We start from the raw sequence: 11,329 nt of genomic DNA, 5'->3' as shown, positions 1-11,329 counted from the left end.
GGCATCGACCTCAGGCAGACGCCCGTCTCCCGCGCTTGTATGAGTGAGGCTCCCAGCGACCCCACTTGGCCTCGTAGACGGCTTTGTTGCGTGCGAACAGTTCTTCGCGTTCTCGGCTCGGCAGCTTGTTGAAGGACGCAGAGAGGTGATGGTGTACGAACACATCCTCCGCGCAGGCGCTGTAGAGGCCCTGGGCCTCGATCCGGCGGCAGTAGTCGTCGTCCTCAAAAAAGCCGAGTCCGTAGTCCTCGCACAGAGGGCCGACGGCCTCGTAGACCGCCCTGGAAAACAGTACGCAGAAGAACGCGGCAGTCCGAATGCGGAAATGGCGGCTCATGTTGGTGAGCGTGTGGCGCAGGGCCTGGGGCCGCATGGCCTGCAGGTCGTTGCCATAGCTGGTCTCCACCCGCGCCTCGTTGCCGATGTTGTTCGTCACCGGCCCCACCAGTCCCACCTGCGGGTCAGCCTGCAGGTGCCGCAACAACGTCAAAGCCCAGCCGCGCGTGACCACCGTGTCATTGTTCAGGATGACGAGGTAGTCGCCAGTTGCCGCCGCCAAGCCGACGTTGTTGCCGGCCGCAAATCCAAGATTGCGCTCGTTCAGAATCACCTTCGCTTCGGGGTGTGCGGCCTGCCACTCCCGCAGCCACTCGGGTGAGCCGTCGGTCGACGCGTTATCGACCACGACAATCTCCAGTCTCGGGTAGTCACTCTCGGTCAGAAGGCTATCCAGGCAGGCCTGGGTCAGAGCCAGATTGTTGAACGTCAGCACCACCACACTGATGCGCGGCAATTGCAGATCCGTCAGTTCGGCCGCCATGGTTGCGACACGATGGTCCCAAGTCTGCTCACGCGCGAATACCCGGCGCGCCTCGACCTGCTGCTCTGTGCCCGGTTGCTCCAGGGCGTGGGCGACTTGGGCGACGAAGCCCTTGTGGTCAGTGGCCTTGCGGACCAGGTCACCGAACTGGGCGATCTCGGGAAGGTCGACGGCGACCACCGGCTTGCCGGCAGACAGATACTCGTAAACCTTGACGGGGTTGGTGGCCAAAGTCAGCGGGATCACCTGGAACGGCAGCAGGCAGACGTCGAACCCCCACAAGTAGTACGGCAGCTTGGCATAGGGCACCTCGCCGGTGAAGTGGACGTTCGGCAGATCGGCCAGGGTCCGCGCAGCTTGCGCCGTGTCATTCCCCACTAGCAGCACCAGGCAGTCAGGCTGTGCCTGTGCGACTGCCCTTAGCAGGGCCAGATCGAACCACTCTGCAATCGCGCCGTAATACCCAATCACGCGTCGGCCTTGGGGATCCCGGAAGACCTCGGCGGGCGGAGTAGCGAAGTGGGCGTACTCGCCGGCGTTGCGCACCACTGCGACGGACGCGTTCTCCTCCCGCGCAATCTCCTCCAGCCAGCCTGAGGTGACGACTACCAGATCGCTGGTACGCAGCAGCTCCTTCTCGGCGGCAAGCAGCTCGGCGGGAACGTTCCCAAACCCTTCGTGATGGTCCATGCAATCGTAGACGCGAAGGCTGTTAGGCATGCCGTATGCGATGCGGTGCCAGTAGGCGTGCTGCACCAGCGACACGGACGATGTCGCGCCATACTGGCCGATCAGGCGAGCCAGGCCGAGCTCCAGCGTGCGCCGCACCGCCAGTGTGGGCTGCGCGAAATAGATCGCCGGAGCGCCAGGCACGTGAAGCTGCACTTGGTACAGCTCCAGTTCCGGATCGAGACGTTCGATGCGGAAGCCGGGCTCCACCGAGTCGACAAACGTGCTGCTGATGTAGAACACGCGCCGGCCGGTACGGGCGAAGCCCCGGGCAAGGTGCTGCGGCCGCTGTATCCGGAAGTGCCAGTCGATCACCGCGAACACGAAGATGTCGCGCTCGGAACGGTACTGGTTGGGGTCGGTGACCACATCAAAGTTCAGCGGCGCCTCGGCCTGTGCCCGAGCCCCCGCGCGTCGCAACGCACCAACGATTCGGTCGGCAGCGCTGCGCACGCGCTGGCGCCCGCGCTGGCTCAACGGCAGCCGCCGCCATACCGCCTTGGCCACGCGCATTGTGTGTCGCTTGACACCGTAGCTGATCGGCGATTTATCCATCCGAGTCGCCCAGGCAGAGACCTCCTCGACTTGCACTTGCAGTCCGTGCACACGCGAGCGCAGTTGCTGCAGCTCATAGTCCTGGTTGACCGCCTGGGCACGTGCCTTCTGTAGGTCGCCCTCTAGCTTGGCGATCACGGCGGCAGAAGAGCCTGTCCTTGCCGGATCTTCGTGCTCGACCAGCAAGGCGTCGATGGTCAGGCCCAATGAATTCATCCACTGCGCGTTGGCGTAGACCAGCAGGACCTGCTCGCCGTGCCAGAGTGCACCCGGCCGGCCTCGACAGTCGGTGACGCGGGCCCATACCAACCGCTGACCGCTCTCCAGCTCGATAGGAAGGTTCTGCGGCGTGAACGTCGAAAAATGCTCTTCAATGCGATTGAACTCTCGGTACGGCAATGCCAGGACAACCGCCTTGGTTGCACGCCGGGAGAGCACCGCCAACGCTTCGAACGGCTGCTCAAAATGCTCCAACGTGTTGCTGGAGAACACTACGTCGTACCGCACCTTGTCGTCCTCGCCAGCCAGCCAGTCCTGCGCCTTGAATACGATCTGCGGATACCGTTTTGCAGCTTGCGCCACAGCCACCGGCGAGAAGTCGATGCCGGTCAAGCGCGAAAAGTCCACAAACTCGCTGAAAACCACCGTGCCGTCGCCCTGAGCACATCCCCAATCGGCGACCGTCAGCTCCTGCCGCATCCGCTCCAGCAGCCAAGGCGGCATGAGTTCAATCGCCACATGTGAGAAAAAGCGGGACTGGCGGGGCCCGTCCATCGACTCCCAGTCCGTGCTGAAGCGAGCATCCCAGTAGCCCTCGGTATTGACTTGGTCTGCCATCACATGATCTCCACATGCTGCTCGACGTACGGCTGGAACACTCCCGACCGCTGGACGGAATGGGAGGCGAAGTAGTGCGCCCCCTCGACATATTCGTAGTAATAAACTTCGGCTTCGCTGCGATTCTCAACCGCTGCGACGAGCAGATAGCGTCCCTCCAGCAGCAGGTTGCACAAGCGGAACACCACGCACAGCCGGTGCTGCTCCGGCAGAACCAACCCAGTCTCCTGGGTGGTCGCCACCACTAGGTCGCTTCCCTTAAGGTCCTTGATCGAGATCGCGACACTCAACCCGGCTCGCGGCAGCTCGGGCGGCAATGCCAGCCAGACGCGCACCTCCACCGACTCGCCCCATTCGATGACGTCGCGACGCTGCCCACCGGCGTCGCAGATGCAAGCTTGTGTGACCAAGCCCTTGCGGGAGCCCCAATGCGTAACTGGCCGGTCATCCAGGCCCGGTGCCGAATTGGTCTCGACGACAGGATTCGGCGCAGATGGCGACTGAGGATGTGGGGACGCCAGTTCAACACTGGCCGCACCATCCTCTCGGAACATATAGGACATGTAGCGCCCTGTGACTGGGAAGACCTCACCATCCTCGATCAGGCGCCCTTTGTCGAGCCAGATGGCACGCTGGCACAAAGTCCGCACGGCGGTCGTGTCATGACTCACAAACAGGATGCTGACGCCACGCTCCTGCAAGTCGCGGATGCGGCGCATGCATTTGGCGACAAAGCGCGCATCGCCGACCGCCAACGCCTCGTCAACGACAACGATGTCCGGATCGACGTGGATGGCGATCGAGAAGGCCAGCCGCGCAAACATGCCACTCGAGTAAGCCTTGACAGGCTGGTCGAGGAAGTCGCCCAGTTCGCTGAACTCGGCCACTTCCTGCATACGCCTAGTCATGGCCTCTCTCGGCACGCCCAGGATCGCCGCGTTCAAGAGCACGTTCTCGCGCCCGGTGAATTCCGGGTTGAAACCGGCACCAAGTTCCAGCAGCGCTGCGACACGGCCAGCCGTGCGCACGCTCCCGCTGGTCGGGGTGACGGTGCCGCAGATCATCTGCAGCAGCGTGGATTTGCCACTTCCGTTGCGGCCGATGATGCCGACTGTCTCGCCTCGGCCGATGCGGAAATTCGCGTCGCGCAACGCCCAGAACTCTCGGTAGTAACGCCGTCGGCCGCGGGCAAGCATCTGCAGCAGGCGGTCGCGTGGCTTGTCATAGACGTGATAGCACTTCCCCAGCCCGGCCACCTCGATCACCGAATTAGAGGACATCGGCGAATCCCTTCCGCGTCTTCTGGAACCAGGCGAAGCCCAACCATGCGACGCAGGCGCAAGCTGCGGTGTAGCCGGACCAGGAGACCCAGTGAATGCCGCGGCCCCACACCATGACATCACGGGCCTGCTCGACAACGTAAGTCAACGGACTCAGGCGTACCAGCGATTGATATGCGGGGGGAAGAACGGACACAGGAAAGAACACCGGCGACAGGAACAGCAGCACGGTGGTAGCCACCGACACCACCTGGGCAACGTCGCGTAGGAAAGCCGAGAGCGACGCCAGCAGCCAGCTCAAGCCGGCGGTCAGCAGTACCAGCGGCACTAGCACCAGTGGCAGCTGCAGTAACGTCGGATGCGGTATGCCAAAGAAAAGCATGTAGAAGACCAGCCACACCGCCATGCTGACCAGCAGGTGGAATGCCGCGGCTCCCATTGAGACGACCGGCAGCACTTCAAGTGGAAACACCACCTTCTTCACGTAGTTGACATTGCCCACCACCAGCGATGGCGCGCGGTTAACACATTCCGAGAAGAAGTTAAAGACCATCAGCCCGGCAAACAGTACTAGCGCAAATTCGGCGCGGGATTGGCTGCCGCCGGGCCAGCGAGCCTTGAACACAACGCTAAAGACGATCGTGTACACGATCAGCATCAGAACCGGGTTGAAGAACGACCACAGCAAACCCAGAACAGAGCCTCGGTAGCGGCCGCCCACCTCGCGGCGCACGAGCTGCTGAATGAGGTCAGCGTGGGTGTGGAGCGAGCGCGCGAGCGCCCGGAATCCATGGGGGTGAGCTGCGTGCGGGTTCAAAGTCGGTGGAGCGGTTGATTGGCGCGGCGGCCGCGCCTAGGCGTCACCTGGGGCAGGCTCGCGGGCCTCTAGGTGGCGCGGCAGATTCTACGGCGGTGGCTCGACGGTCGCTCAGCTGTATAGCTGGGCTTGGGCAAGTTCGGGAGCAGCAGCATCCTTGGCCGACAGCACCGGCGTCGCGATCCCGGCTTGACTCATTCCCCAGTCGATACCAATGCAGGGGTCGTTCCACGCGACGCAGCGCTCGTGCTCAGGTGCATAGTAATCAGTCGTTTTGTAGAGAAAATCGGCAGAGTCACTAAGCACCACAAAACCGTGGGCGAAGCCGGGAGGCATCCAGAACTGGCGATTGTTCTCCTCCGATAGCTCAGCGCCGACCCAGCGGCCGAAGGTCGGCGATGAGCGGCGCAGGTCAACGGCCACGTCAAACACGCGGCCGCGCACAACGCGCACGAGCTTACCCTGCGGCTGCTGCAACTGGTAGTGCAGTCCGCGCAGCACACCCTTGGTCGAGCGGGAGTGGTTGTCCTGGACGAACTGCACGTCCAGGCCTGTCAGCTCGCGGAATGTGCGAGCGTTGAAGCTCTCGAGGAAGAAGCCGCGCGCATCCCCGAACACCTTGGGCTCGAGGATCAACACGTCGGGAATGGCGGTCGGCGTGACCTTCACGCCCGGCCTCTGTCGCGCAGCACGTGCTGCAGGTACTGGCCGTAGCCGCTCTTGGCCAGCGGCTTGGCCAGGCGCTCCAGCTGGGCGTCATTGATGAACCCTGCACGCCATGCGATCTCCTCGGGGCAGGCGATCTTCAGGCCTTGCCGGTGTTCCAGCGTGGCGATGAACTGGCCGGCTTCCAACAGGCTCTCGTGTGTGCCGGTGTCCAGCCACGCGTAGCCGCGCTTCATGATCTCCACCGAGAGCTGACCCTGCTCGAGGTAGGCCTGATTCACCGACGTGATCTCCAGCTCGCCGCGCTTGCTCGGCTTCACGGCCTTGGCGATGTCCACGACCCCGTTGTCGTAGAAGTACAGGCCGGTCACCGCGAAGTGGCTCTTGGGGCTGACCGGCTTCTCCTCGATGCTGCTGGCCTTGCCATGCTCATCGAAGGCCACCACGCCATAGCGCTCCGGGTCCTTTACATGGTAGGCGAACACGGTGGCGCCCTGCGGCTGCTCGTCAGCGCGGTTCAGCAACACCGCCAGGTCGTGCCCGTAGAAGATGTTGTCGCCCAGCACGAGCGCGCAGGGGTCGCGGCCGATGAACTGTTCACCGATCAGGAAGGCGTGCGCCAAGCCGTCGGGGCTGGGCTGCACCGCGTACTGGATGTTCAGCCCCCATTGCGAGCCGTCGCCCAGCAGCTGCGAGAAGCGCGGCGTGTCCTGCGGCGTGCTGATCACCAGGATCTCGCGGATGCCGCCGAGCATCAGTGTGGACAGCGGGTAGTACACCATCGGCTTGTCGTAGACGGGCAGCAGCTGCTTGCTCACTGCCAGCGTCGCCGGGTGCAGGCGCGTGCCCGAGCCCCCGGCCAGGATGATGCCTTTGCGTCGTGTCATATGGAGATCTCCTCGCCCGGCCGCAGCACCTCGGCCAGCATGCGCGCCACGCCCGCCTGCCAGGGCGGCAGCTGCAGGCCAAAGGTGCGGCGCAGCTTGGCGGTGTCCAGGCGGGAATTCAGCGGCCGGCGGGCGGCGGCCGGGAATGCGTCGGTGGTGACCGGATCAACTGCGTCGGCAGGCGCCTTCAGGGCCACGCCGGCCTGCGCCGCCTGTTGCAACACGAGGCGTGCGTAGCCGTTCCAGGTGGTTTCGCCGGCTGCGGCTGCGTGGTAGGTGCCCGCGAGGGCAGAGCGGTCCAGGGCGGCGCGCACCATGTGGGCCGTGAGGTCGGCCAGCAGGTCGGCGCTGGTGGGCGCTCCGTGCTGGTCGTCGATCACCGTCAGGCGCTCGCGCTGGAGGGCCAGTCGCAGCATGGTCTTGGCGAAGTTGCCGCCGCGCGCGGCATAGACCCAACTGGTGCGCAGCACCAAGTGGTGCGGGCAGTGTTGCGCCACCAGGCGCTCGCCTTCCAGCTTGGTGGCGCCATACACGTTCAGCGGTCCGGTCGCGTCACCCTCACGCCAGGGCGCTTGGCCCGAACCATCGAACACGTAGTCGGTGGAGTAGTGCACCAGCAGCGAGCCGCAGGCCTGCGCCTCGCGCGCCAGCACGCCGGGGGTCAACGCATTGACTTGGCGTGCCACGACCTGATCGGACTCTGCTTTGTCGACAGCTGTGTAGGCGGCGGCATTGACAATGACTTCCGGCTGCACGGCACGCACGGTGCGCGCGATGCCCTCGGGATCGAGGAAGTTGCCCGCCATGACGCCATCGCCCTTCGTCCCCAGCGCCACAACGTTACCCAGCGGCGCTAGGCTGCGCTGCAGTTCCCAGCCGACCTGCCCATCCTTGCCGAACAGCAGGATCTTCATGCGGTGACGCCGCCTTCATAGTGCCGCTGCATCCAGCTGCGGTAGTCACCACTTTGTACCCGACGCACCCATTCCGGATTTTCGAGATACCACTGGACGGTCTTGCGGATGCCGGTCTCGAAGGTCTCGGCCGGCCGCCAGCCGAGTTCGCGCTCGAGCTTGCGGGCGTCGATTGCGTAGCGGCGGTCATGGCCGGGCCGATCCTTGACATAGGCGATCTGCTCCGAATACGACTTCCCGTCGGTGCGCGGGCGCAATTCATCGAGCAGGCCGCAGACCGTGCGCACGATCTCGATGTTTGGCTTTTCGTTCCAGCCGCCCACGTTGTAGGTCTCTCCAAGACGGCCCGCTTCGAGGACTCGCCGGATCGCGCTGCAATGGTCCTTGACGTACAGCCAGTCGCGCACCTGCATGCCGTCGCCATAGACCGGCAACGGCTTGCCGGCCAGGGCGTTGACGATCATCAGGGGGATCAGCTTCTCGGGAAAATGGAACGGTCCGTAGTTGTTCGAGCAATTGGTGGTGAGCACGGGCAGGCCATATGTGTGGTGCCACGCGCGTACGAGGTGGTCGCTCGCCGCCTTGCTGGCCGAGTACGGGCTGTTCGGCTCGTAGCCATGCGCCTCGGTGAAGGCGGGCGCCCCGGGCTCGAGCGATCCGTAGACCTCGTCGGTCGAAACGTGGAGGAAGCGAAAGCCTGCCTTGCGGTCTTCGGGCAGCGACATGACGTAGCCGCGCACGGCTTCCAGCAACCGGAACGTGCCGACGACGTTCGTTTCGATGAAGTCAGCCGGGCCGTGAATGGAACGGTCCACGTGCGACTCGGCCGCGAAGTTGAGGACGGCGCGCGGCTGGCGCTCGGCCAGCAGGCGGCCCACCAGGTCCAGGTCGCCGATGTCACCCTGCACGAGGACGTGCCGGGCGTCGCCCTCCAGGCTGGCCAGATTTTCGCGGTTGCCCGCGTACGTCAGCTTGTCAAGATTGACCACCGGCTCGTCGCGTTGGGCGAGCCAGTCCAGAACGAAATTGGCACCGATGAAGCCGGCACCGCCGGTGACAAGGATCATGGGAGGTTCGCGTCAGTGGGCCTGAGGAATGCAGGCAACTGTCGATTATCCCATCTCAACAGCGCAAGAACCCGCCCGAAGGCTCGCTGCCCCCCCTCCTTGTGAACAATCCCGCTGGGAGTGGATCACCCGCATCAAGTCCTCCACTCGTTGCCGCCAGAGCAGGGATGTCGGCCATCCCCTCCTCCCGTCCGTGCCTGCCAGCAGGAAGCTTTCGGTCCTCTCCTAATGCGCCCCCCTAAGACGCCGCCCTGTTGCGGCGTCAACTGCACCCTGCGCCGGCACCCCATGCGCATCCATCCATCGAAGGAGATGACATGGTCAGGAAGACGCAGCAGGCTGGCAGCGACGATGCTGCCGCGGGAAAGAAGAGCGCGGCGCAATGGGGCGAGACGGTGCGCGAGTCGGTCAGCCAGATCTGGCTGGCGGGGCTGGGCGCGTTCTCCAGGGCGCAGGAGGAAGGCGGCAAGGTGTTCGACTCGCTGGTGAAGGAAGGCCTGGCCATCCAGCGCAAGACGCAGTCGGCCGCCGAGGAGAAGCTGGCGGAAGCGACCAGCCGGATGGCCGGCGTGGCCCCCGAGCTGTCCTCGCGTGCCACCGGCCAGTGGGACAAGCTGGAGTCCCTCGCCGAGGACCGGGTGTCGCGCACACTGAAGAAGCTGGGTGTGCCGACGGCACGCGACATCGACGCGTTGTCCGCGCGCATCGACGAACTGCATCGGCACTGGCCCAGCTGGGAGCGGCGCGCCAGGCACCCGCCCGCAAGGCACGCGCCACCGCGCCGGCCAACGGGCCTGCCCGGCCGGCGCCGCGCAAGCGCACCGCGCGCAAGATCGACTGATCGGCCTGACCGCGCCGGTCGCGGCCGCCAGGCGGGTGCGCATGTCCCGCCCGGGCGTGCTGGTTCCGGGCCGCCGGCCGGCGTCCCGCGCAGCGTCTGCTGGTACCCTCTGGACCACGGCAGCCGAACCACCACCGGCCGGCCGGAACAGGCGCCAAGACGGCCCCGCGCGGGCGGACGACAGGAGACAACGTGGGCAAGTGGTCGGCTTTTCCGCACCCAGGCGAATTCGACCTCGACGCGGCCGAGGTGCGCCGCCAATGGGCGGTCCTGCACGCCGGCGATGCCGAGCCGCTGCCCACCGACGAGGGCGTGCTGCAGGCCTGGACCCACTACCACCGGGGCGAATTCCAGAAGGCGGTCGAGGTCGGCCTGCAGGCCGGCGGCGCCGGCGTCACGGCCGCGAACAAGGCCACCTGCATCTACGCCACCTACCTCGAGAAGAAGGAGAAGGCCAAGCTCGACCTGTTCCTCGAGGCAGCGCAGCGCGCCCAGGCCCAGGCCTTGCGGGAGCCGCACAACGCCACCGCCTGGTACCTGCATGGCTACGCGCTGGGGCGCTACAGCCAGGGCATCAGCGTGGCGCGGGCGCTGGCGCAGGGCCTGGGCGGCACGGTGAAGGAATCGCTGGAACGTGCGATGAAGCTGCGGCCCCGGCTGGCCGACGCGCACATCGCGCTCGGCGCCTTCCATGCCGAGGTGATCGACAAGGTCGGCGCGCTGATCGGCGGGATGACCTATGGCGCGAAGAAGGAAACCGGTCTCAAGCTGTTCCAGGAAGCTCTGCGCCTGAACCCGCACTCGGCCATCGCCCTCATTGAGTACGCCAACGGCCTGGTGATGCTGGAAGGGGAATCCCGACTGGCCGACGCCACCGCGCTCTACGAGCAGGCGGCGGCGATCCGCCCGGTGGACGCCACCGAGCGCCTGAACGTCGCGCTGGCCCAGGCGGAGCTGCAGGAGTAGGCGACGGCTGGGCTGCTGTCTGCGCATCGGCCTACATTGGGGCCGGAGCCGGCCCGCGAGACTGCGCCCATGGACATCTTCGAAGCCCTCCTCCAGAGCCACCAGCGCCAGCGCGCCACCTGTGCCCGCCTGCTGTCGGGCATCGGCGACCACGAGGAACGCCGCCAGGCGTTCGACGAACTGAAGGCGGAAATGGCCGCACACGAGACCGCCGAGGAACGCACGTTCTACGTGCCGCTGATCGAGCACGACGACACGGTCGACCCGGCGCGCCATGGCATCTCCGAGCATCACGAAATGGACGAGATGGTCGAGGACCTCGACAAAGCCGAGGAAGGCTCGTCCGGGTGGCTCGAGACCGTCGGCAAGCTGGTCCACAAGGTGGAGCACCACCTGAAGGAAGAGGAAGAGAAGTTCTTCCCCGAGGCCAAGAAGGTGCTCTCGCGCGAGCGGCAGCAGGAACTCGGCCAGCTGTACGTGCACGAGCACGAGCGGCTGTACGCCAAGGCCGAAGCCGAGCAGTGATCTGCTGACGCACAGCTGGGGCTGTGGTGCGCGGCCGCCCGGGAGGGATCCGGCCGACCCGCAAGCTGGCGAGGCGCGGCCACGCGCCTCGCCCCGTTGCAGGCGAGCCACCGCTTAAGATACGGCGAACTTTTCCGAGAGGAGCCCCCGCCGATGTCCGACCTGCAATCCGATTTCGAAGCCGCTGTCGCCAGTTCCAAGAGCCTGAGCGAGCGGCCGGACAACGCGACCCTGCTCAAGATCTACGGGCTCTACAAGCAGGCCACGCAGGGGGACGTCACCGAGAAGAAGCCGGGCTTCGGCGACATGGTCGGCCGCGCCAAGTGGGACGCCTGGAACGCGGTCAAGGGCACGTCGAACGACGACGCCAAGCAGCAGTACATCGAGCTGATCCAGTCGCTCAGCTGAACGCCCTTCACGCCCGC

10 protein-coding genes and 1 pseudogene are annotated in these 11,329 nt (G+C 65.4%); 4 read left to right on the top strand and 7 right to left on the bottom strand.

Going from position 1 to position 11,329, the window contains the following annotated elements; genetic code table 11:
- Nucleotides 1-10: 10 nt before the first annotated feature.
- The 7 genes from VFE82_RS16455 to rfbB form a co-directional block, all read right to left on the bottom strand.
- Nucleotides 11-2,941, bottom strand: a complete 2,931-nt coding sequence (locus tag VFE82_RS16455) for a glycosyltransferase (protein WP_325001394.1) — start codon at nt 2,939-2,941, stop codon at nt 11-13.
- Nucleotides 2,941-4,221, bottom strand: coding sequence for an ABC transporter ATP-binding protein (locus tag VFE82_RS16450; RefSeq protein WP_325001393.1), 1,281 nt, complete (start codon nt 4,219-4,221; stop codon nt 2,941-2,943). Before VFE82_RS16450 ends, VFE82_RS16455 begins: the two co-directional genes overlap by 1 nt.
- Nucleotides 4,211-5,038, bottom strand: coding sequence for an ABC transporter permease (locus tag VFE82_RS16445; protein WP_325001392.1), 828 nt, complete (start codon nt 5,036-5,038; stop codon nt 4,211-4,213). Before VFE82_RS16445 ends, VFE82_RS16450 begins: the two co-directional genes overlap by 11 nt.
- A gap of 111 nt (nt 5,039-5,149) precedes the next feature.
- On the bottom strand, nt 5,150-5,707 hold the full coding sequence (gene rfbC, locus VFE82_RS16440) for a dTDP-4-dehydrorhamnose 3,5-epimerase (protein ID WP_325001391.1): 558 nt from the start codon (nt 5,705-5,707) through the stop codon (nt 5,150-5,152).
- Nucleotides 5,704-6,591, bottom strand: a complete 888-nt coding sequence (rfbA, locus tag VFE82_RS16435) for a glucose-1-phosphate thymidylyltransferase RfbA (RefSeq protein WP_325001390.1) — start codon at nt 6,589-6,591, stop codon at nt 5,704-5,706. The genes rfbC and rfbA overlap by 4 nt, the downstream gene beginning before the upstream one ends.
- Nucleotides 6,588-7,505 carry a dTDP-4-dehydrorhamnose reductase gene (gene rfbD, locus VFE82_RS16430; protein ID WP_325001389.1) on the bottom strand — a complete coding sequence of 306 codons (918 nt, stop codon included), beginning with the start codon at nt 7,503-7,505 and terminating at the stop codon, nt 6,588-6,590. Before rfbD ends, rfbA begins: the two co-directional genes overlap by 4 nt.
- Nucleotides 7,502-8,572, bottom strand: coding sequence for a dTDP-glucose 4,6-dehydratase (gene rfbB / locus VFE82_RS16425; protein WP_325001388.1), 1,071 nt, complete (start codon nt 8,570-8,572; stop codon nt 7,502-7,504). Before rfbB ends, rfbD begins: the two co-directional genes overlap by 4 nt.
- A gap of 317 nt (nt 8,573-8,889) precedes the next feature.
- Here rfbB and VFE82_RS16420 point away from each other — a divergent pair.
- The 4 genes and pseudogenes from VFE82_RS16420 to VFE82_RS16405 form a co-directional block, all read left to right on the top strand.
- Nucleotides 8,890-9,237: pseudogene (locus VFE82_RS16420) on the top strand (phasin family protein); the annotation flags it as partial.
- A gap of 368 nt (nt 9,238-9,605) precedes the next feature.
- Nucleotides 9,606-10,379 (top strand): hypothetical protein, encoded by a 774-nt coding sequence (locus VFE82_RS16415; protein WP_325001387.1) that lies wholly within the window; start codon nt 9,606-9,608, stop codon nt 10,377-10,379.
- Between the two features lie 69 nt (nt 10,380-10,448).
- Nucleotides 10,449-10,904: a hemerythrin domain-containing protein gene (locus tag VFE82_RS16410; RefSeq protein WP_325001386.1), complete on the top strand. Its 456-nt coding sequence runs from the start codon at nt 10,449-10,451 to the stop codon at nt 10,902-10,904.
- 153 nt (nt 10,905-11,057) lie between these two features.
- Nucleotides 11,058-11,312 carry an acyl-CoA-binding protein gene (locus VFE82_RS16405; RefSeq protein ID WP_325001385.1) on the top strand — a complete coding sequence of 85 codons (255 nt, stop codon included), beginning with the start codon at nt 11,058-11,060 and terminating at the stop codon, nt 11,310-11,312.
- Nucleotides 11,313-11,329 lie beyond the last annotated feature (17 nt).

It is taken from the genome of Ramlibacter sp. (assembly GCF_035655895.1).
Lineage (GTDB): Bacteria > Pseudomonadota > Gammaproteobacteria > Burkholderiales > Burkholderiaceae_C > Ramlibacter.
The sequence above is the reverse complement of the archived record's forward strand: the minus strand, read 5'-3'. Positions and strand labels throughout refer to the sequence as shown.

Coding starts and splice junctions, on each gene's coding strand:
- VFE82_RS16455 (WP_325001394.1), bottom strand. CDS start 2,941: ATGGCAGACCAAGTCAATACCGAGGGCTACTGGGATGCTCGCTTCAGC.
- VFE82_RS16450 (WP_325001393.1), bottom strand. CDS start 4,221: ATGTCCTCTAATTCGGTGATCGAGGTGGCCGGGCTGGGGAAGTGCTAT.
- rfbA (WP_325001390.1), bottom strand. CDS start 6,591: ATGACACGACGCAAAGGCATCATCCTGGCCGGGGGCTCGGGCACGCGC.
- rfbD (WP_325001389.1), bottom strand. CDS start 7,505: ATGAAGATCCTGCTGTTCGGCAAGGATGGGCAGGTCGGCTGGGAACTG.
- rfbB (WP_325001388.1), bottom strand. CDS start 8,572: ATGATCCTTGTCACCGGCGGTGCCGGCTTCATCGGTGCCAATTTCGTT.
- VFE82_RS16410 (WP_325001386.1), top strand. CDS start 10,449: ATGGACATCTTCGAAGCCCTCCTCCAGAGCCACCAGCGCCAGCGCGCC.
- VFE82_RS16405 (WP_325001385.1), top strand. CDS start 11,058: ATGTCCGACCTGCAATCCGATTTCGAAGCCGCTGTCGCCAGTTCCAAG.